The sequence below is a fragment of the Rhodococcus sp. SMB37 genome (genome assembly GCF_004345605.1).
GTDB lineage: Bacteria > Actinomycetota > Actinomycetes > Mycobacteriales > Mycobacteriaceae > Rhodococcus.
On the sequence record NZ_SLVY01000013.1, the window covers coordinates 156380 to 178148 of the forward strand.

A 21769-nucleotide genomic window follows, 5' to 3' on the forward strand; every position below is an offset into this window, starting at 1 on the left:
CAGCGCCCACCGAACCGGCTGAGCCCACCGAGACGACCGGGTCCCCTGAAGCGACTGAGGCTCCTGGGGTGACTGAGACCCCTGGGCCGGACGAGTCATCTGCGCCCACAGTGTCTCTCGCAGCGACCGAGACTGCCGCAGCGGAAACCGAGTCCCTGAACGCGCCTGCCTCACCGGAGACTCCCGACACAATCCAGAGCGCCGACAAATCGAACGACATCGCGTCGTCGGACGCCCCCACCGCTGTCATCCCGGTAGTGAAGGTGCCGTCGGAGCAGAATCCGCCCGCGTCGGACGCTCCCACCGAACAGATGCCGCAGATCACGGTGCCGCCTGCGCAGGCCGCCACCACCGCGATGCCACCCGCATCACCTCCGTCCGCCACCCCGCCGCCGGCCGGACCGCCGCCGGTCGCGCCTCCTCCCGGGGATGGCCCGGGAGGTCCGTCGGGTCCGGACAAGCCGTGGTCGAACATCCCGAAGCGGACGATTGCGCTCGTCCTCGGTGGTGTCGCTGCCGTCCTCGTAGTCCTCTATGCCGCGGATCTCGCAATGAGTTCGGGTGAGGTGCCGCGTGGCGTCACCATCGCCGGTATCGAGATCGGCGGCGAGTCGCGGGGCGACGCCGAAGCGATCCTTCGCGAGGAACTGGGGCCGCGACTCGACTCTCCCGTAACGGTGACCGCCGGAGATACCAGCGGCGAGATCGTGCCGTCGGAGGCCGGGCTGGGCATCGACTGGGATGCCACCCTCGACCGCGTCGGGTCGCAGCCGCTCAATCCGTTCAGCCGGCTCGCGTCGTTCTTCGGCAACGACGAGGTCGGCGTGGTGTCCACTCGTGACGATGCCGCACTCGCGGCGTCGATCGATCTGGTGACCGCCGCCGCGGCCCACGAGCCGCGTGAAGGCAACATCGTGTTCGAGGACGGCGTCCCCGTCCCCGTCACCCCGCAGCCCGGTCAGCGTCTCGACGCGGAGGCAGCGTCGGATGTCTTCGCCGATCGCTGGCCCTTCGGCGATGTGTCGCTGCCGGTCGAGAGTGTGGAAGTCACCGTCACCCGCGAGGGCCTCGATCGTGCACTTGCGGAGATCGCGGTGCCTGCCGTGGCGTCGGACCTCGTGATCACCGGTCACGACGGCACGGTCGCGATGCTGCCGCGCCAGGACATCGGCGCAGTGCTCTCGTTTGCACCCGACGGCTCGGGTGGACTCGATCCGCAGTACCACCCCGAAGCCGCCATCGGGATCCTCGCGCCGCAACTCGAGGCCACGGAGACGGAACCGAAGGACGCGCAGATCGTTCTCGACGGCGGCCGTCCCGCGGTAGTTCCGGGCACGAAGGGCAATCTCGTCGATTGGGACAAGACCCTCGAGTCGCTGCCGCAATTGCTTGCGACCGAGGACGGACGGTCCATCGAGGCCGTCTACGAGACGGCCGATCCGGAACTGACGACGGAGGCCGCGGAGAAGCTCGGGATCAACGAGGTGATCGGTGAGTTCAGCTCCGGTGGATTCGAATACGCCTCCGGTGTGAACATCCGGCTCGCGGCCTCCGAGATCAACGGTGCACTCGTGAAGCCGGGAGAGACGTTCTCGCTCAACGGATACACGGGTCCGCGTGGTGCAGCACAGGGCTACGTCGAGTCCGGCATCATCGAGGCAGGCCGCCCGGGCAAGGCTGTCGGCGGCGGTATCAGCCAGCTCGCGACCACCCTGTACAACGCGTCGTACTTCGCGGGTATGGAGGATGTCGACCACACCGAGCACAGCTACTACATCTCCCGCTACCCGGCGGCGCGCGAGGCAACGGTCTACGAGGGCGCGATCGATCTGGCGTTCCGCAATCCGTCGGAGACGACCGGTGTGCTGATCCAGACGATCGGGACGGACTCCGACATCACGGTGCGCCTGTGGGGCACCAAGACGGTCAACGTGCAGTCCATCACCGGCGACCGCACCAACTACACTTCGCCGAACACCATCACGCTGCCCGCGGGCGACTCCTGCATCGCATCCAGTGGTGCGCAGGGCTTCACCGTCACCGACACTCGCATCGTCACCGACGTGAACACAGGCGCGCAGATCTCGAACAAGACCCGCACCGTCCGCTACGACCCGGTGCCCGTCGTCAAGTGTGTGAGCCCCGAACGGGAGCCCAGCGACGACGAGCCGGCCGCAGGCGGGTCTCGGTCGGAAGGTGGAGCAGCACCCGAGCCGGGCGGCGGACCGGCACCGGCACCGGCGGAAACGGAGTCCGAAGCACCGGCGGCACCGGAAACCGAGGAGCCCGCCGCGGCCCGTCCGTCACCGGGTGACTTCGTGCCGGACTTCCCCGGCATCGAGGACGAGTAACCGGACGCACCGCCGGATCCCGCTGAACGGGAATGCGCTTCGGGCTCTGTGACGGAGCTCATAACATCCGCGCAATGACCACATCTACCAGCGCGGGTCCCGCCGTGAGCGAGTTGCTCGGGAATCAGCAGCAGAAGAACCGGGCGCGACGGACGAGTTCTGCCGCCGAACGGCGCGCGCGTATCCAGCGGGTGATCGACATGCTCGTCGCACGCTGCGACGTGATCGTCGACGCGATCGATTCCGACTTCGGCGGACGGCATCCTGGATATTCGACCGTCAACGACGTGCTCGGCTCGTTGACTGCGCTGAAAGACGCGCGCGACCACCTCGAGGAGTGGATGCGGCCCGAGCAGCGTTCGGTGTTCTCGCCGTACGACCAGCTGGGCGCCACCGCATCGGTGCAGTACCAGCCCAAGGGATCCGTGCTGATCCTGGGAACCTGGAATGCCCCGGTGTACACACTCCTGAGTCCCTTGGCGGGTGTGCTTGCGGCGGGTAACCGGGCGGTGCTGAAACCGTCCGAGATCGCGTCGCGCACCGCGCAGGTGTTGGCGGATGCGGCTGCGGAGTTCCTCGATCCTGCCGACGTCGCGGTGGTCACCGGGGGACCGGACATCGCGCAGGCCCTGACGTCGTTGCCGTTCGACCACATCGTGTTCACCGGTGGTCAGGCTGCAGGCCGGTCGGTGCTGGCGAACGCGGCACGCAATCTTGTGCCGGTCACGCTGGAACTCGGCGGCAAGTCGCCGGTGATCGTCGGGCGCTCGGCCGATCTCGCGACCGCCGCGTTCCGTATCGCGGTCGGCAAGGCCACCAACGGCGGTCAGCTCTGTGTCAACGCCGACACCCTCTACGTTCCGGCAGAATCCCTCGACACGTTCGTCGCCGAGATCCGCGAGGCCTACGGTGAGCTGTTCCCCACGGCCGCAGGAAACCCGGACGTCACGGCCGTCGTCGACGATCGACACGCCGCGCGGATCGACGACTACATCCGCGAGGCAGCGGAATCGGGCGCAAGAGTCGAGACGATTCCCGACGAGCCGATCAGCGCATCCGACCGGCGTCGCCCGTTGCGTCTGGTGGTCGACCCGCCGCTGTCGGCGGCGATCTCGCAGGAGGAGATCTTCGGACCCGCCATGGTGCTGCGGACGTACGACGTTCTCGGGCAAGTGCTCGACGAGATCAATTCCGGTCCGAAACCTTTGGCGCTGTACTACTTCGGTCAGGACCCGGAGGAACAGCGAATCGTCGTCGAATCCACCACGTCCGGTGGGGTCACGATCAACGAGGTGCTGATGCACGCCGGCTTGCTCGACGCACCGTTCGGTGGCGTCGGTGCGTCCGGCATGGGCCACTACAACGGTCGCGAGGGATTCCTCGAGTTCAGCCATGCTCGGACGGTGTTCGTTGCATCCGAACAGGATCCGCGTCGTGAATGGGGAATGTTGCCACCACATGCAGACGGATATCGCGCTGCGATGGTTGCGCAGGTGACCGCGTGATGCGAACTCGTGGTGCAATCATTCGTCAGGCGCCCGGAACCTACGAGATCGCCGACCTCGACCTCGACGATCCGCGGCGCGGCGAGATCATGGTCCAAATGGTCGCGGCCGGGTTGTGCCATTCCGACGATCACATCTCCTCCGGAGACCATGCGGTGGGGAGCTATCCCATCTGTGGTGGCCACGAAGGCGCGGGCATCGTCGTGCAGGTCGGGCCCGAAACGCATGGCTGGAGTGAGGGCGACCATGCGGTGTTCTCGTTCCTGGCTGCATGTGGACGGTGCCGGTGGTGTGCGAAAGGCCTGCAGAACCTCTGCGACCGCGGTGCAGCCATCATGACCGGAACCCGCCCCGACGATCCGTCGAGCTTCCGCCTGAGTCTCGATGGCGTGCCCGTCGCGCAGACGTGCGGGTTGTCGACCTTCAGCGAATTCACCACCGTCAGTGTCGACTCGGCCATCAAGGTCGACAAGGAGCTACCACTCGAGAAGCTGTGCCTACTCGGGTGTGGTGTAGGTACCGGATGGGGTGCGGCCGTCAATTCCGCGGAGGTGTATCCCGGTCAGACGATCATCGTGCAGGGTGTCGGTGGGATCGGAATCAATGCCGTGCAGGGTGCCGCGCACGCCGGCGCGGCACAGATCATCGCGGTCGATCCGGTGCCGTTCAAGCGCGAGAGTGCTCTGAAGTTCGGTGCGACCCACGCTGTCTCGGGCATGGCGGAGGCGACCGAGATCGCGCGGTCGTTCACCAACGGGCAGGGCGCCGACGCCGCGATCGTCACTGTGGGCGTCACGACCGGGGAGCACATCGCGGAGGCCTTTTCGTCGATCCGCAAGGCCGGCACCTGTGTGGTCACCGGGCTCGGGTCGATGACCGACGTCGGGATCCCTATCAGCCCGATGGAATTGGTGTTGTATCAGAAACGGCTCCAGGGTTCACTGTTCGGCGCATCCGCGCCTACGGCCGACATTCCGTGGCTGATCGACCTGTACATCTCGGGAGCGTTGAAGCTCGACGAATTGATCACGTCCACCTACAAGCTCGACGACATCGCTCAGGGATTCACCGACATGCACGAGGGGCGGAACCTGCGCGGAGTCGTCCTGTTCTGATGCTTCTGCGACACTGATCCCTATACGACGACAGTGGCTCCCGCCGATCTCGGCGGGAGCCACTGTCGTGTTCTACGAGGCCTTCGGGTCATCTACACGGTCATCAGAACGCGGCTTCGTCGAGCTCCATGATGTCGAGGTCGACATCCGTGATGATGTTGCGCGATGTGGTCAGGGTCGGCAGCACGTTCTTCGCGAAGAAGGACGCCGCTGCGACCTTGCCCTCGTAGAACGCCTTGTCCTTCGCATCCGGGTTCGCGTCGAGCGCGGCCAGTGCGATCTCGGCGTGCTCGAGAAGCAGCCAGCCGATGAGCAGGTCGCCGAACGACTCGAGGAAGCGGACGGAACCGAGACCGACCTTGTACAGCTCGGTGGGCTGTTCCTGAGCACCCATGAGGAACTGGGTGAGGGTCGCGACCATGGTCTGGGCGTCCTCGAGGGCCGTGGCCAGCAGGGCGCGCTCCGGCTTGAGGCGCTGGTCGGCGGTGTCGGATTCGAGGAACTTCTTGACCTGGCCTGCGACGTGTGCGAGAGCGACTCCGCGGTCGCGGGCGATCTTGCGGAAGAAGAAGTCCTGCGCCTGGATCGCGGTGGTGCCCTCGTACAGGGAGTCGATCTTCGCGTCGCGGATGTACTGCTCGATCGGGTAGTCCTGCAGGAAGCCCGAACCACCGAAGGTCTGCAGCGAATCGGTCAGGTACTGGTAGGCACGCTCGGAGCCGCAGCCCTTGACGACCGGCAGGAGCAGGTCGTTGATGCGGTGCGCGAGCTCGGCGTCGGCGCCCGAGACCTGTTCGGCGACGACGTCGTCCTGGTGCGCGGCGGTGTAGAGGTACACGGCGCGCAGGCCCTCGGAGTAGGCCTTCTGCATTGCGAGCGACCGGCGGACGTCCGGGTGGTGCATGATCGACACGCGCGGGGCGGCCTTGTCGGACATCTTGGTCAGGTCGGCGCCCTGGATGCGTTCCTTGGCGTAGTCGAGGGCGTTGAGGTAGCCCGTGGACAGGGTCGCGATTGCCTTGGTGCCCACCATCATGCGAGCGTGCTCGATGACGTCGAACATCTGCGCGATGCCGTTGTGGACCTCGCCGACGAGCCAGCCCTGGGCCGGAATGCCGTGGCCGCCGAAGGTGACCTCGCAGGTTGCGGAGGCCTTGATGCCCATCTTGTGCTCGACATTGGTGACGAACACGCCGTTGCGCTCGCCCATCTCGTTCTTCTCGAAATCGAAGTGGGTCTTCGGGACGAAGAACAGCGACAGGCCCTTGGTGCCCGGTCCGGCGCCTTCGGGGCGCGCGAGCACGAGGTGGAAGATGTTCTCGAACAGATCGTCGGAGTCGGCGGAGGTGATGAACCGCTTCACGCCCTCGATGTGCCAGGAGCCGTCGTCCTGCTTGATCGCCTTGGTGCGGCCCGCGCCCACGTCGGAGCCGGCATCGGGCTCGGTGAGGACCATGGTGGCGCCCCAGCCGCGCTCGACGCAGGTGGTGGCCCACTTCTTCTGCTCGTCGGTGCCGTTCTCGAAGAGCACGCCGGCGAAAGCCGGGCCTGCGGCATACATGAAGGCTGCGGGCTGCGCGCCGAGCATCATCTCGTTGACTGCCCACAGGAGGCTGCGCGGCGACTCGGTGCCGCCGATCTCCTCGGGGATGCCCATGGACCAGTATCCGGCGTCCCACCAGGCACGGAAGGACTTCTTGAACGGCTCCGGGAGGGTCACGGAGTGGGTCTCGGGATCGAATACCGGGGGGTTGCGGTCGGCGTCGGCGAAGCCCTCGGCTGCCGGGCCCTCTGCGAGGGCCTTGACCTCGGAGAGGATGCCGCGCGCGGTCTCTTCGTCGAGGTCGCCGAACTTGCCGGCTTCGAGGACCTTCTGAATCTTCAGGAACTCGAAGAGGTTGAACTCGAGGTCGCGGAGGTTGCTCTTGTAATGGCCCATGTCTGTGCTCTGTCTCCCAGTGCGGTCCGGTGTCTTTCCTAGTACCGCCCAAGTTTATTACTCGTCGGTAACATCTCCATGTTACTCGTCAGGCAACTAACTGCCAAGGCCGATTTTACGGGCAACGACGAGCGCATCGATGGCAGTTCCGGAAACTGTTTCTCGGTATCTCCGCTCGGCCACCTGGATTTCCAGCCTACCGTCGATTTCTTCGACGATATCTGTTGGTGTGTAAAGGATTTCACCGTTCTGTGGCCCTCCGGCACCCTCTTCGATATTTGTTCTGTCGTGCCCCAGAAATATGAGGATTCCTTCAGGTTCGAGCGAATTGATCGCATTGTCGATCAGTGCTGCGCGCTGTGCCGGAGGGAAGTGCAGGAATACGGAGAGGATCAGATCATAAGGGCCGCCGAATGCGCCCTGTGTCACATCCGACCGCAGGTACTGCAAGCGGTCACGCGACCGCTTCGGCGCCTGCGCCGCGACCTGCCGGGCCTTGTCGAGGGCCACTTCGGAGAAGTCCGTACCTACTACTTCCCAACCTCGGGTTGCGAGCCACAGGGAATGCCGCCCCTCGCCGCACCCGAGGTCGAGTGCACGACCGTGGGGGAGGGCGGTGGCGAACTCGACGACGACGGGGTTTGGTGGCGCCCCCCACACGAGTTCTTCGGCCTGATACTTCTCGTCCCAGTCATGTGCGTCCATGACGGAAAGGTAGCCCGTCGGCTTCCTCCGCTACCCTGCCCTGGAACGAGTTCTACTAGGGGTGTCGCGGATGGCGCTTCCGACCCGCGATACCGTGTCCCGACGGCGATGCTAGGACAGTAGCGCCACGATGATGTAGAGGAGTTTTCCGGATGGGTGCACAGATCGCCGCTCCTGCGCCGTTGCGGAACAGCGTGCTGCTCGGGCTGGGTGTTCACCGCCCCGAGCGCGTCGTCACGAACGAGGAGATCTGCCTGCAGATCGACTCGAGCGACGAGTGGATCCAGTCGCGTTCCGGCATCAAGGAGCGCCGATTCGCGAAAGCTCACCCTGAGGAATCGATCGTCGAGATGTCGATCAGTGCCTCCGAGAAAGCCCTCGAAGCGGCGAAGCTGACCGGCGCGCAGATCGACACCGTGATCGTCGCGTGCTCCACCTACGGCTTCCAGACCCCGCAGGCTGCGGCGCTCGTCGCCGACAAGATCGGTACCAACGGAGCCGCTGCGCTCGATATCCAAGCCGGTTGTGCAGGCTTCTGTTACGCGCTGGGTGTCGCATCCGACCTGGTCCGCGCCGGATCCGCGACCAACGTGCTCGTTGTCGGCGTCGAGCGCATGAGCGACGCCACCAACCCCACCGACCGCTCCGTGCGATTCATCTTCGGTGACGGTGCCGGCGCCGTGGTCGTGGGCGCGTCCGACGAAGTGGGCATCGGCCCCACCGTGTGGGGATCCGACGGCTCCCAGGGCAACGCGATCCGGCAGGAACCCGACTGGGTCGACTTTGCGCAGAACCCCACCCAGCCGCGTCCGTGGATCATCATGGAGGGCACCGCGGTGTTCCGCTGGGCGGCCTTCGAGATGAGCAAGTACGTGCGCCAGGTTGCCGACAAGGCCGGTGTCGCGCTCGAAGATCTCGATGCGTTCGTGCCGCACCAGGCGAATCTGCGGATCAACGACGTCATCGTCCGTCAGCTCGAGCTGCCCGACTCCGTCGCGGTCGCCGACGACATCATCGAGACCGGCAACACTTCCGCGGCGTCCATCCCGCTCGCCATGGAGAAGATGCTGCGCACCGGTCAGGTCGAGCCGGGCGCCACCGCGCTGCTGCTCGCCTTCGGCGCCGGCCTGTCCTTTGCAGGCCAGGTCGTCAAGATGCCGCCGCTGGCCCAGTAGTTCATGGCCGGTAAGAAGAAGTCATCGATCCCTCGATGGCTCTGGTTGCTGTGTTTCGTCGTGGTCTCCGTGGCCATGGTTCTACTCGAACCGTACGACTCCGACTCGTCCGATGCCGCCACCTCGTCGGGTGGCACCGGGCCGTCGTCGACCTACAGCGGGTCGGCTGCACTACAGGCGCTCGCGGCGCTTCCCGTGCGCGACGCCGCATCGCAGAGCGGCTACGAACGTGAGGAGTTCGGCTCCGCGTGGACCGACAGCGTCACCGTCGAGTTCGGCAAGAACGGCTGCGATACGCGCAACGACATCCTCAAACGCGACCTCGTGCACATCTCCCTCGAACCTGCCACCAAGGACTGCACCGTGCGTACGGGCACGCTCCACGACCCGTACACCGGTAACGAGATCTTCTTCCGGCGTGGCACGGCCACGTCGTCGCAGGTGCAGATCGACCACGTCGTCGCTCTGTCCAACGCGTGGAAGACCGGCGCGCAGCAACTCGACGAGCAGCAGCGCAAGAATCTGGCGAACGATCCTCGCAACCTGATCGCCGTCGACGGGCCCACCAACCAGTCGAAGGGCGACTCCGACGCCGCGCAGTGGCTTCCGCCCAACGCCGCGTACCACTGCGACTACGTGGCGCAGCAGGTCGAGGTCAAAACCGTCTACCAGTTGTGGGTGACGCCCGCCGAGCACGAGGCGATGTCCCGGGTCCTCGCTTCCTGCTGATCCGGCGCCCGGTGCACGGGAGCACAGACGGCCTTCACCCACGCACACGGCACTTGAATATCATCGTTGTGTCGCACGTAACCTGAGACGCGACGCGATTCCGGTGGCCACACCCGGTGCTGTTCGGAATCGGACCGATACGACGTGGGAGAACCGCCATGAGCGCCGATAAACCGAAAATCATCTACACGTTGACAGACGAGGCGCCGCTACTCGCGACGCACGCCTTCCTGCCCATCGTGCGTACCTTCGCCGGCGCCGCGGGCATCGAGGTCGAGTCGACCGACATTTCGGTGTCGGCGCGGATTCTGGCCGCGTTCCCCGACCGCCTCACCGAGGAGCAGCGCGTTCCGGACACCCTGGCCGAGCTGGGGCGTCTGACGCAACTGCCCGAAACCAACATCATCAAACTGCCCAACATCAGCGCATCCGTGCCGCAGCTCCTCGCCGCGATCAAGGAATTGCAGGGCAAGGGCTACGCGATTCCGGATTTCCCGGACGACCCCAAGACCGACGAAGAGCGTGACATCCGCGAGCGTTACGGCAAGATCCTCGGCAGTGCCGTCAACCCGGTCCTGCGTGAAGGAAACTCCGACCGGCGTGCACCCCGCGCGGTGAAGGAATACGCCCGCAAGCACCCGCACAGCATGGGTGAGTGGTCGATGGCGTCGCGCAGCCACGTCGCGCATATGCAGCACGGCGATTTCTACCACGGCGAGAAGTCGATGACGCTCGACAAGGCGCGCAACATCCGCATGGAACTCGTGACCGAGAACGGCGAGACGATCGTTCTCAAGCCCGAGGTGTCGCTGGGCGAGGGCGACATCGTGGACAGCATGTTCATGAGCAAGAAGGCCCTGCTCGAGTTCTACGAAGAGCAGATGGAGGATGCGCGCAAGACCGGCGTGATGTTCTCCTTGCACGTCAAGGCGACGATGATGAAGGTCTCGCACCCCATCGTCTTCGGCCACGCAGTGAAGGTCTTCTACAAGGACGCCTTCGCCAAGCATCAGGCGCTGTTCGACGAACTCGGCGTCAATGTCAACAACGGCCTCGTCGACCTCTACGACAAGATCGAGACGCTGCCCAGCACGCAGCGCGAAGAGATCATCAAGGACCTGCACGAGTGCCACGAGCATCGTCCCGAGCTGGCGATGGTCGACTCGGCCAACGGCATCTCGAACTTCCATTCGCCCAGTGATGTCATCGTCGATGCCTCGATGCCGGCGATGATCCGCATGGGCGGAAAAATGTACGGCGCCGACGGGCGACCCAAGGACGCCAAGGCAGTGATGCCGGAGTCCACCTTCGCGCGCATCTACCAGGAGATCATCAACTTCTGTAAGACCAACGGTGCGTTCGACCCCACCACCATGGGCACCGTCCCCAACGTCGGGCTCATGGCGCAGAAGGCCGAGGAATACGGCTCGCACGACAAGACCTTCGAGATTCCGGAGGAGGGCGAAGCCAACTTCGTGGACGCCGACACCGGTGAAGTGCTGCTCAGCCAGCACGTCGAGGCAGGCGACATCTGGCGCATGTGCACCGTCAAGGACGCGCCGATCCGCGACTGGGTCAAGCTCGCGGTCACCCGCGCACGCAACTCCGGAATGCCGGTCCTGTTCTGGCTCGACCCGTACCGCCCGCACGAGAACGAGCTGATCAAGAAGGTCGAGCTGTACCTGCAGGATCACGACACCGAGGGCCTCGACATCCAGATCATGTCGCAGGTGCGCTCGATGCGGTACACGCTGGAGCGGGTGATCCGCGGATTGGACACCATCGCGGCGACCGGCAACATCCTGCGCGACTATCTCACCGACCTGTTCCCGATCCTGGAACTCGGCACCAGCGCCAAGATGCTGTCCGTCGTCCCGCTGATGGCCGGCGGCGGCATGTACGAGACGGGCGCAGGCGGTTCGGCTCCCAAGCACGTCAAGCAGCTCGTCGAAGAGAATCACCTGCGCTGGGATTCGCTCGGTGAGTTCCTGGCGTTGGCCGTCAGCCTCGAGGACCTCGGCATCAAGAACGACAACGGACACGCCAAGATCCTGGCCGACGCTCTCGATGCCGCGACCGGCAAGCTGCTGGACGAGAACAAGAACCCGTCCCGCAAGACCGGCGAGCTCGACAACCGCGGCAGCCAGTACTACCTCGCCCTGTACTGGGCGCAGGAACTCGCCGCGCAGACCGAGGACAAGGAGCTGGCGGAGCGCTTCGCCCCGCTCGCCCAGACCTTGGCCGAGAACGAGGACACCATCGTGCGCGAGCTCATCGAGGTGCAGGGCTCCCCGGTCGACATCGGTGGTTACTACCAGCTGGACCGCGAGAAGGCAGACTCTGTGATGCGGCCGAGCAAGACCCTCAACGACGCACTGGCGTCTGTGCAGGTCTGATCTCCGACCGCCGAATGATCTGACACCGAATAAATCTCTGACACCCATTACGGACCATCGACGTCCGTGATGGGTGTCACTGCCGGTGCATCCACGGCGCACTCATCACCGATGAATGAGTCCAGGGAGCCCCGATCAATCGAGCAGTGCGTCGACGATCTCGGCCTCCGACAGAAGCACATGCGCCGCGGCCGGACCCAGTGGCACGAAACTGTCGCGGCTCGTGACGCGGGCGATCCGTCCAGGATAGTTCGCATCGACGAGCGCCGCGATCACCGACTCCGCGACCGATCCACTGCGCCGTGTTTCGTCGACCACCAGAACCCGGGGGAACCGCATCGCGTGCTCGACGAGCGCGGACAGCGGCAGCGGCGCGAGCCACTGGAGATCGAGCACCGTCGCCGCGACCCGTGAGGCGCTGCGGATGGCACGCAGACTCATCCGCACACCGTTGCCGAACGTCACCACCAGCACGTCCCCACCCTCGCCGTAGGTGCGCACCGTGCCCGGCGCGATCGGTGCGGGATCGGGGAACTGCTGCCACAGTCCGTCGTCCTCGTCGTAGAGGTCGCGCTGATGGTAGAGCGCAATCGGTTCGACGAACGCACACACGCGATCCTCGGTGCGGGCCAGGGAGATGCACGCGCGCAGCAGGCCCCCCGCCGTCGCGGGATCGGACGGGACGGCGAGAACCAGGCCCGGAATGTCGCGTAGTGCCGCGACGGAATTGTCGTTGTGGAAGTGACCGCCGAATCCGCGCTGATACGGAAAACCGGCGATGCGCACCACCATCGGATTTCCGAAACAACTGTTGGAGAAGAACTTCAGGGTCGCCGCCTCGCCACGCAATTGATCCTCCGCATTGTGCAGATAGGCGAGATACTGAATCTCGGGGATCGGCAGCATCCCGGCCACCGCGAAGCCCAGCGCGGTACCCAGGATCGTCTGTTCGTCGAGCAACGTGTCGAACACCCGGACCGCGCCGAAGTGCTCCTGCATTCCGCGCGTCACCCCGTACACACCGCCCTTGGCACCCACATCCTCACCGAACACGCATGCCTGCGGGAACTCCTCGAGGATGTGTCCGAGAGTGCGGTTGACGGCCTGCGCGAGCGTGAGCGGCTCCCGTGGCAGCGGGTGCGGGTCGTCGACGGCGTGCTCCCGCCCGTGGATGTGCAGCGGACGCATCACCTGTGCTGCGGATTCGAGACGCGGGGGATGGTGCAGTGCATCGGCGACCTCGGCGACCTCGCCGCGCACCGATTCGTAGCGTTCGACGATCTCGACGGGGGTGAAGAGATCCCGGGCGACGAGTTCGGCGGCGGTCGCGAGCAGCGGGTCGCGTGCGTAGTCGGCGGTGATCTCGTCGCGGCTGCGGTAGGCGCTCTCGACGTCCGAGCCGGCATGGCCGAGGAACCGCACCGTCTTCAGATGCAGGATCGCGGGGGAGCGTGTCGCGCGGACCCGCTCGACGACTTCTCCGGTGGTGACGAGTGTGGAGACCGCGTCGGCGCCGTCGACCGCGCGGTACTCGATGCCCGGGTACCGCGAGAGCGACTGCTCGATCCAGCCCTCGGGGCTGCGCACACTGATTCCGAGCCCGTTGTCCTCGCACACCAGCAGGAGCGGCACCGGCAGACCGCGATACGTGCAGTACGCGGCGGCGTTCACTGCGCCCGTCGCGGTCGAATGATTCGCCGAGGCGTCGCCGAAACTGCACACCACCACCGAATCGACCGGCCAGGGGGCGTCGAGATCGAGCTTCTGCATGCGAGCCAGCGCCAGTGCAAGACCGACGGAACGCGGCAGATGCGACGCGATCGTCGAGGTCTGCGGCAGGATGTTCAGCGCGGGATTGCCGAACACTTTGTGCCGGCCGGCGGAGATCGGATCGAGTGTCGATGCGGCGCACCCGGCGAGCACGTCGCGGATCGGCGTCGTACCGCCTTTCAGTGACGCGCGCGCAGCATAGAAGCCGCCCGAACGGTAATGCAGCAGAGCGGGATCGGTGACGCGGGTGAGCATCCCGAGCGCGGCATTCGATTCGTGGCCCGCAGAGCCGATCGTGTAGAAACCCTCGCCGCGGCGCTGCATCTCGCGAGCCGCGAAGTCGAGGTGACGTGACTGCAGTTGCGCGTCGAAGTATTCGAGCAACAGCGCGTCGTCGATCCTGCGGTCGGAGGCTCGCGTCCGGAGGTCCCGGATCGCCGTGAGGAAGTGGTCGTCGAGCGCCTCCGCCGTCATATCTCCGTTCTACGCCGGTATCAGCGCACTCGGAGGTCGATCGGCTGACCGTCGTTCGGGAAAGGCAACGATGTGAAGTTCATCGGCGCGATGTACTCGGCGGGCACGTGCCAGCGATAACGCAGCAACAGGTGGTGGAGCACCGTCTTGACCTCGGCTCCGGAGAAATGCATGCCGAGGCAGCGGTGGGCGCCGCCGCCGAACGGTGACCACGCGTACTTGTGCACGCGGTCCTCGCGGCGTTCCGGGGAGAAACGCCCCGGGTCGAAGTGCTCGGGATCCGGCCACAGGTCGGGCATGTGGTGGGTGTAGTGCAGTCCGACGTTCATCAGCGTGCCCTTCGGAATGAAATGCCCGAGGATCTCGGTGTCGGCGACCGCGCGGCGCACGAGGCCGGGCACCGGGGTGACGAGGCGCTGGCACTCCTTGATGACGAGATCGAGTGTGGTGAGCTGATCGAGTTGCTCGAACGACGGGGTCGACGTATCGAGTGCTTCCGACTCGTCGCGGCACGCCTGCTGCCACTGCGGGAACTGTCCGAGGTACTGCATGGCGGTGGACAAAGTGATCGTCGACGTGTCGTGCGCCGCCATCATCAGGAAGATCATGTGGTTGACGACGTCGTCGTCCGAGAATCGTTCGCCGTCTTCGGATTCGACGTGGCACAACACCGAGAACAGGTCGTCGCCTTCGTGCGCACGCCGTGCGGGCAGGTAGCGGCGGAAGAACTCCTCGAGTCGTGCGCGGCCCTGGACACCTCGTCGCCATCGGGTGCCGGGCACCGGGTAGCGCACGATCGCCGTCGACGCCTGGACGCACCCGATGAATGCCTTGTTGACCTGGCCCATCTCGTGCGCCGAGGACCCTTCGGCTCCACCCATGAAGATCGAGGTGGCGAGTCCCAGGGTGAGTTCCTTGACGGCGGGGTAGGCGCGGAAGTCTTCTCGGGGTGTCCAGGTGTCGAGGGTCTTCTCGATCGCCGGGTGCATGGACTCGGTGTATCGGGTGATGCGGTCGCGGGTGAAGGCCTGCGACATGATCCGCCGGTGTGCGGTGTGTTCGTCGCCGTCGAGCAGCATCAGGCCGCGGTCGAAGAACGGTCCGATGAGCACGCGCCACCCGGCACCGTTGACGAGTGCGCGGTCGCGGTTTTGCAGCGCTGCGCCGCACGCGTCGGGCCCGAGGAGCACTACCCACGGGTTTCCTGCGAAGCGGAACCAGGACACCGGTCCGTGCTCGCGGTAGCGCTTGTCGTAGGCCTTCAGCGGATTGCGCATGTAGTCGAGGGCGTACCCGACGTACGGCAGTCCCTTGTCTCCGGGGACCGGTGTGAGCCCGGCGGGTGCGGGTGCCAGCGTCTTCGCCACGGTGAACTCCACGTTCGGATCTGACAATGCATGTGGTCAGATAACTGTAACTGCAGTCACACCTAGTGGGGAGCGATTTGCGCGTCGAGCTTCTGGCCGCGGTCGGCCCCGAAAGTCAGCAGGGCGTGCTGCACATGTCATGCTGACGCGCATGGTTGACGTCGCACGTCCCAAGTTGGAAGGCACCGTCGCGGTCGCGGGAGGGCGCCGGCTCGGCTTCGCCGAATTCGGGTCCCCGCAGGGCCGCGCGGTGTTCTGGCTACACGGCACCCCGGGTGCGCGTCGGCAGATCCCGATCGAGGCACGGGCCTACGCCGATCGAGAGAACGTGCGGCTGATCGGGTTGGATCGTCCCGGTATCGGCTCGTCGTCACCCCATACCTATGACAGGGTGCTCTCGTTCGCCGACGATCTGCGCATCGTCGCCGACACCCTCGGCGTCGATCGCATGGGCATCGTGGGCCTTTCCGGCGGCGGGCCCTACACTCTCGCTTCGGCCTACGCGATGCCCGAACGTGTCGTGGGGGTCGCGGTGCTCGGCGGTGTCGCGCCCGTCGTCGGACCCGACGCGATGTCGGGTGGTCTGATGCAACTCGGATCCCTCGTCGCACCGCTGCTGGCCCGGGGTGGAGTGCCGATCGGTGTGGCGACGAGCGCCGCGATCCGCGTCGTCCGGCCGTTCGCGTCGCCGATCATCGACCTGTACGGACGGCTGTCGCCGGAAGCCGATCGTCGGCTGCTGGCTCGCCCCGAGTTCAAGGCGATGTTCCTCGACGATCTGCTCAACGGCAGTCGGAAGCAGATGGCCGCACCCTTCGCCGACATCGTCGCGTTCACCCGCGACTGGGGTTTCCGGGTGCCCGATGTGAAGGTGCCGGTGCGGTGGTGGCACGGCGACACCGACCACATCATCCCGTTCGAGCACGGTCTGCACATGGTGGATCTGCTTCCCGACGCCGAGTTCCATCACCTGCCCGGCGAAAGTCATCTCGGTGGGCTCGGTGCGTCGGAGGAGATCCTCACGACGGTGCTCCGACTGTGGGACGAGGCAGAGCAGTAGTCCTACCGCGCCCGGTCGAGGAGGTCGAGTACCATCTTCAGTTCGGTGGCATCGACCTGCCCGGGCGCCGACGGTGTTCCCACCATCCCGAACGTCGCGGCCGACCCGAACACCTGACCGGCCAGCCGTGAGATCACGCCGAGCCCGCCCATCGACATGGTGATGATGGGGCGGCTCGCGTGCTCTTCGTGCATGACGCGGGTGGCGTCGAGCAATGTCAGAACGTCCCTGGTGGACTTGGGCATCACCGCGATCTTGCAGATGTCGGCACCCAGATCCTGCATGGCGCACAGCCGCGCGACGAGGTCGTCGCGTTCCGGGGTGCCGTCGAAATCGTGGTTCGACGCGACCACCGCGACATCGTGTGCGTGCGCCGACTCGATGATCCGTCCCACTGCGGCGGGGTCGCGGCGGTACTCGACATCGACGAGATCGATCGCCCCGGACTCGGCGAGCGCAGCATTGAGATCGGCGTAGTCAGGGTCACCGATCGTCGCTTCGCCGCCCTCGTGCGCGGTGCGGAACGTGGCCAGCAGTGGCACCCCGTCGAGTTGCTCGGCGAGCGAGTGAGCCTGGGCGACGACGGCACCCGGGTCGTCGAAGGCGGTGAAGCAGTCGACGCGCCACTCGACGAGGTCGGTGCGGCCTGTGAGGGCGTCGACCTGGTCGCGGAGTGCGCCGGGTGTGGATCCGGTGATGGGCACGAACACCTTGGGGGCGCCGTCGCCGATCGTCACACCTTTGACACGGACCGGTGTGATCGCTTCACCCATCGTCGACTCCTGTGCTGGTTGCCTGTGATCGAAGCTCTATTCGATCACAGGCAACCGGGACATCAGGCTCTGCGGTCCGTCACATCCGCATCGTCGGAGGTCTGCGGAACGTCGGCATGAACGGCTTCCATCGCATCGTCGGGGACACGGACTTTGTCCGGATCGGACACGGCCTCACCGCGCGCGATCATGCCGGCCTCGTCGGACAGCGGGATCTCCTTGACGAGCCACGCGAGCAGGAACGCGATGATCAAGAACGGCACCAGGTACCAGAACACCGGGGCCAGGGAGTCGGCGTACGCGCTGACGATACCGTCCTGCACTTGCTCGGGGAGTTGCTTCATCACGGCCGGGTCGAGGGTCGCCGTCGCCTGACCGGCCTGCTCGGGGTCGGCACCGGCCTCGGTGAAGACCGTGGTGAGATTCTCCGCGAGCTTGTTCGTGAAGATGGTGCCGAAGATCGCGACACCCAGTGCGCCACCGACCTCGCGGAAGTAGTTGTTGGTGCTGGTGGCGGTGCCGATCTCGTCGACGGGCACCGCGTTCTGCACGACGAGCACCACGACCTGCATGATCAGGCCCAGACCGAACCCGAAGACGAAGAGCATCGCGCAGACGACCCACAACGGGGTGTTGCCCTGCAGTGTGGTCATCCACAGCATGCCGAGCACGGTGACGGCGGTGCCGACGATCGGATAGACCTTGTACCGCTGGGTCTTCGCGATGAGGAGGCCGGACGCGATCGTGGTGAGCATCAGACCGCCCATCATCGGCAGGAGCAACAGCCCAGATACCGCCGCGGACGTGCCGGACGACATCTGCAGAAACGTCGGCATGAAGGCGATCGCTGCGAACATGCCGAGACCGAGGACGAATCCGATCGCGGTGGCGTTGACGAAGATCGAGTTGCGGAAGAGCGACAGCGGGATGATCGGATCCTGCGCGCGCGACTCGATGAGCACGAACAGGCACACAGCGACGACGAGTCCGGCACCGAACATCCACGTCAGCGGATCGGTCCATCCGCGATCCGCGCTACCGCCGAAGTCGGTGAAGAAGATCAGGCAGGTCGTCGCGACGGAAAGCGCCACGACACCGGGGACGTCGATCTTCTTGGTGGGCTTCTTGACCGGCAACGTCAGCATGAACCACGAGATGACGAACGCGATGATCCCGATCGGGATGTTGATGTAGAAGCACCACTCCCACGTCAGGTGGTCGACGAAGAACCCGCCGAGGAGCGGCCCGCCGACAGCGGCGAGACCGAAGATCGCGCCCATCGGACCCATGTACTTACCGCGTTCGCTGGCTGGGACGATATCCGCGATGATCGCCTGCGACAGGATCATCAGGCCGCCGCCGCCGAGACCCTGCATGGCGCGGAACACCACGAACGTCCAGAAGTCGTCGGTGAACGCGCAGCCCACCGAGGCCAGCGTGAAGACCGCGATTGCGATGAGGAACAGGTAGCGGCGCCCGAAGATGTCACCGAACTTGCCGTACACGGGCATGACGATCGTCGTGGCAAGTAGATATGCCGTGGTGATCCACGCCTGGTGCTCGACTCCGCCGAGCTGACCGACGATCGTCGGCATGGCCGTGGAGACGATGGTCTGGTCGAGACTGGCGAGCAGCATGCCGGCGATCAGCGCGCTGAAGATGATCCAGATGCGTTTCTGGGTCAGAACCAGAGGTTCGTCGGTGGTGGTGGTCAAGAGGTTCCTGTCGGATCGGTGAGGTCGAGTGGCTGGCCGAAGAAATGCTGGGCGATCGCGATGTTGCGTTTCAGGATTTCTTCGAATGAGCAGGTGTTGTCGTCGCTGAAGAATTCGTCGACTGTCTGGAAGGTGAGCGAGAGGGTGACGCCCACGACCGCCTTGGGCAGCGGATCGTCGAGCGGTAGGTGTTCCCGGTCGGCGACGAGTCGTACGAAGTCGCGCTGCTGAGACTCGCCGATTGCCATGAGCTTCGCCAGCAGGTGCGGCTCGGCGCGGAGTATGTCTCGAAACAGTTGATGGCGTTGCCGGGTGAAATCGTTCTGGCGTGCCCGGGCGATCACGAGCCTCGCGATGTCGCTGAGCAGGGTGGGGGAGAGTCCGACGTGGTCGCCCTCGCCGCGTGCGACGAACTCGTGCTTCTCCTCCTCGGGGAAGCCCACGTCGTGCTCGCCGATCACCGCGTCTTCCTTCGTGGGGAAGTAGTTGAAGAAGGTGCGCCGCGAGATTCCGACGCTCTCGCACAGCTCCTCGACCGTGAAGCCCGACAGGCCGCGTTCGGCAGTGAGCGTGCGTGCATGCGAGACCAGGGCGTCGTACGTGCGTTGCATACGTGGACTTCGCGGTTTGTCCGACAACATTGCACCTTCACTCACGGAGTGCAGTTTTGCACCCTAGTCCGACAGGGTGCAAAAATCGGACATTCAGTCCAGCCACGACCGAGTGGGCGGCTTGACCCACATGATCCGTTCGTCGAGGTGGTCGCGTGCCGCAGACGGATGATCCGGATGCGTCTGCGCCCACGCCGACTTCTCGCAGAGCAGTGACGCCACGAGCGTCCACGTCTCCATCGACCGCGGCGGATGCGCATCGGCCGCACGCGCCAGCCGACGGCGGTTGTCGTCGGTCATCGCAAGCAACTCGGCGCCCGTGATGCCCCGATGCCACGCGAACCGTGCGAGCCCCAGTGCCTTGTCCCGACGGTTCTTCTCCGCCCGATCGGTGTGGGCGAAGTCGGCGTCGCTCATGTCTGCACCTCCTGTGTCCACCTCATGATCCTTCATCGGTCTGCGCGGTCGTTGACATCGTGCGCTGCGGCGCTCACGCTCGTGGAGTGGGGCTTCCCGAGGGGACACCGAAAGAAGTTGTCGCACAAGCAGCCGAACCGCCGCGTGTGCCCGAATTCGATCCCGCCGTGGGCGTGACGGTGAGCGTCGCTGCTCGCGGCACACCGCCGCACAAGCTCGTGACAATCGGCGATTCACTTCTGCAGGGATTCCAGAGCGCGGCCGTCTACCGGACCGACGTGTCGGTGCCCGCGATCGTGGCATACGAACTCGGAGTCCTCGATACCTTTCGATATCCGCGCTACGGCGGGCCGGGCGGACTGCCGCTGAACGTCGAGCTCATGTTGCGTCGCCTCGAAGAGCGCTACGGCTCGCGCATGACACCGTGGGAGATACCCGCCGCGCTGTTCACCCTGCGCAACTTCATGGACGAGGTCGAGGACTACTGGGAACGCGGCCCCGGCGCGACAACGCCGGTCATCGGCACCTACAACCACAACCTCTCGTGCTACGGATGGGACCTGCGCGACTCCCTCGAGAAGACGGCCGCGCACTGTCGGGCTCGCATCGCGGCACCCAGCGACAACCTCCTAGACCAGATCGTCGAGAACAACGGCGACCGAGCGGCCATGCACGTCTACCCACACTGGGCGCCCGCGCAGAAATCGATGACGCTGTTCGATGCTGCCGTAGCCCTCGGTGACGACCACGGCGACAACACCGACAGCGGCATCGAGACGCTCGTCGTCTTCCTCGGTTCCAATAACGCGCTGGGCACCGTCACCCAACTGCGTGTCGCGTGGAGCGGCGCCGATTACCAGGACCTCGACCGCAAGAGTTCCTACACGATCTGGCGTCCCGAACACTTCGATGCCGAGTTCGCGGAAGTAGTCGAGCAGGTGCGCCGTATCTCCGCGCGACACGTCATCCTCTGCACGATCCCGCACGTGACGATCGCCCCGATCGCGCGCGGCCTCGGCGGCAAGAGCGGCTCACGCTACTTCGCCTACTACACGCGTCCGTGGATCGACGAGCAGCACTTCGACGCGGCACGCGACGAACACATCACCGGTGAGGAGGCACACGCGGTCGACACCGCGATCGACCACTACAACAACACAATCCATCGGGCCGTTGCCGATGCGCGGGCCGACGGCCGCGACTGGTATCTGCTCGACGTCGCGGGAGTGCTCGAACGCCTCGCTGCTCGCCGCTATCGCGACGACCTGAATGCCCGGCCGGCGTGGTGGACGCCGTATCCGCTGCCCCCGGAACTCGCGGCGCTCGACCCCGTCCCTGACACCCGGTTCCTCACCGCTGACGGGGAAGGTGGACGTGCGACCGGTGGCCTGTTCTCCCTCGACGGCGTTCACCCCACCACGGTCGGCTACGGAATCCTTGCGCAGGAGATCATCGGCATCATGGCAAGCGCCGGCGTCGAGTTCCGCCACCCGAACGGGGCGGTGCGCACCGACACGACGGTCGACTTCGAACGCCTCATCCGTCAGGACAGCCTGGTGCAGAGTCCGCCGCAGAACATAGACAGTGCGCTGTCGATCCTCGGGTGGGCAGACGAGGTTCTCGACGTGTTCCGCCGCCTCCTCCACGGTGGTGTGTGAGTGCTCCGA

The 21769-nt window shown here is 65.5% G+C and carries 16 protein-coding genes; 8 read left to right on the forward strand and 8 right to left on the reverse strand.

Annotation, left to right across the window (positions count from 1 at the left end):
- The first annotated feature begins 68 nt into the window (after window positions 1–68).
- From EV641_RS20380 to EV641_RS20390, 3 genes are all read left to right on the forward strand, one after another.
- The gene (locus EV641_RS20380; protein ID WP_347238244.1) at window positions 69–2351 is read left to right on the forward strand and encodes a VanW family protein; all 2283 of its coding nucleotides are present in this window, start codon (window positions 69–71) and stop codon (window positions 2349–2351) included.
- A gap of 74 nt (window positions 2352–2425) precedes the next feature.
- Window positions 2426–3856, forward strand: a complete 1431-nt coding sequence (locus EV641_RS20385) for an aldehyde dehydrogenase family protein (protein ID WP_132474122.1) — start codon at window positions 2426–2428, stop codon at window positions 3854–3856.
- Complete coding sequence (locus EV641_RS20390) at window positions 3856–4971, forward strand: NDMA-dependent alcohol dehydrogenase (protein WP_132474194.1); 1116 nt, start codon at window positions 3856–3858, stop codon at window positions 4969–4971. The genes EV641_RS20385 and EV641_RS20390 overlap by 1 nt, the downstream gene beginning before the upstream one ends.
- 103 nt (window positions 4972–5074) lie before the next feature.
- On the opposite strand, the gene EV641_RS20395 is transcribed toward EV641_RS20390, so the two are convergent.
- Together EV641_RS20395 and EV641_RS20400 are read right to left on the reverse strand one after the other, a co-directional pair.
- Window positions 5075–6910, reverse strand: a complete 1836-nt coding sequence (locus tag EV641_RS20395; protein ID WP_132474124.1) for an acyl-CoA dehydrogenase — start codon at window positions 6908–6910, stop codon at window positions 5075–5077.
- Window positions 6911–7006: 96 nt separating this feature from the next.
- Window positions 7007–7615 (reverse strand): class I SAM-dependent methyltransferase, encoded by a 609-nt coding sequence (locus EV641_RS20400; protein ID WP_132474126.1) that lies wholly within the window; start codon window positions 7613–7615, stop codon window positions 7007–7009.
- Between the two features lie 152 nt (window positions 7616–7767).
- Between EV641_RS20400 and EV641_RS20405 the strand changes: the two genes are divergently transcribed.
- From EV641_RS20405 to EV641_RS20415, 3 genes are all read left to right on the forward strand, one after another.
- The gene (locus EV641_RS20405; protein WP_054712736.1) at window positions 7768–8790 is read left to right on the forward strand and encodes a beta-ketoacyl-ACP synthase III; all 1023 of its coding nucleotides are present in this window, start codon (window positions 7768–7770) and stop codon (window positions 8788–8790) included.
- Between the two features lie 3 nt (window positions 8791–8793).
- Window positions 8794–9519, forward strand: coding sequence for an HNH endonuclease family protein (locus EV641_RS20410; protein ID WP_054712739.1), 726 nt, complete (start codon window positions 8794–8796; stop codon window positions 9517–9519).
- 158 nt (window positions 9520–9677) lie between these two features.
- Window positions 9678–11915 carry an NADP-dependent isocitrate dehydrogenase gene (locus EV641_RS20415; RefSeq protein ID WP_054712742.1) on the forward strand — a complete coding sequence of 746 codons (2238 nt, stop codon included), beginning with the start codon at window positions 9678–9680 and terminating at the stop codon, window positions 11913–11915.
- A gap of 135 nt (window positions 11916–12050) precedes the next feature.
- Here the strand turns inward: EV641_RS20415 and EV641_RS20420 are convergent, their stop codons facing one another.
- Window positions 12051–14159 (reverse strand): thiamine pyrophosphate-dependent enzyme, encoded by a 2109-nt coding sequence (locus tag EV641_RS20420; RefSeq protein WP_132474128.1) that lies wholly within the window; start codon window positions 14157–14159, stop codon window positions 12051–12053.
- 20 nt (window positions 14160–14179) lie between these two features.
- The gene (locus tag EV641_RS20425; RefSeq protein WP_054712774.1) at window positions 14180–15526 is read right to left on the reverse strand and encodes a cytochrome P450; all 1347 of its coding nucleotides are present in this window, start codon (window positions 15524–15526) and stop codon (window positions 14180–14182) included.
- A gap of 151 nt (window positions 15527–15677) precedes the next feature.
- Between EV641_RS20425 and EV641_RS20430 the strand changes: the two genes are divergently transcribed.
- On the forward strand, window positions 15678–16586 hold the full coding sequence (locus tag EV641_RS20430) for an alpha/beta hydrolase (protein ID WP_241997375.1): 909 nt from the start codon (window positions 15678–15680) through the stop codon (window positions 16584–16586).
- A 2-nt stretch (window positions 16587–16588) separates the two neighbouring features.
- Here the strand turns inward: EV641_RS20430 and aroD are convergent, their stop codons facing one another.
- The 4 genes from aroD to EV641_RS20450 all read right to left on the reverse strand — a co-directional run bounded on the left by aroD (window position 16589) and on the right by EV641_RS20450 (window position 20102).
- Window positions 16589–17359, reverse strand: coding sequence for a type I 3-dehydroquinate dehydratase (aroD, locus tag EV641_RS20435; protein WP_054712745.1), 771 nt, complete (start codon window positions 17357–17359; stop codon window positions 16589–16591).
- A 62-nt stretch (window positions 17360–17421) separates the two neighbouring features.
- Window positions 17422–19074 (reverse strand): MDR family MFS transporter, encoded by a 1653-nt coding sequence (locus EV641_RS20440; protein ID WP_054712748.1) that lies wholly within the window; start codon window positions 19072–19074, stop codon window positions 17422–17424.
- Window positions 19071–19685 carry a TetR family transcriptional regulator gene (locus EV641_RS20445; protein ID WP_054712751.1) on the reverse strand — a complete coding sequence of 205 codons (615 nt, stop codon included), beginning with the start codon at window positions 19683–19685 and terminating at the stop codon, window positions 19071–19073. The genes EV641_RS20440 and EV641_RS20445 overlap by 4 nt, the downstream gene beginning before the upstream one ends.
- A gap of 93 nt (window positions 19686–19778) precedes the next feature.
- Window positions 19779–20102: a hypothetical protein gene (locus tag EV641_RS20450; protein ID WP_054712777.1), complete on the reverse strand. Its 324-nt coding sequence runs from the start codon at window positions 20100–20102 to the stop codon at window positions 19779–19781.
- 86 nt (window positions 20103–20188) lie between these two features.
- On the opposite strand from EV641_RS20450, the gene EV641_RS20455 reads away from it, so the two are divergent.
- Window positions 20189–21760, forward strand: a complete 1572-nt coding sequence (locus EV641_RS20455; RefSeq protein ID WP_132474134.1) for a hypothetical protein — start codon at window positions 20189–20191, stop codon at window positions 21758–21760.
- Window positions 21761–21769 lie beyond the last annotated feature (9 nt).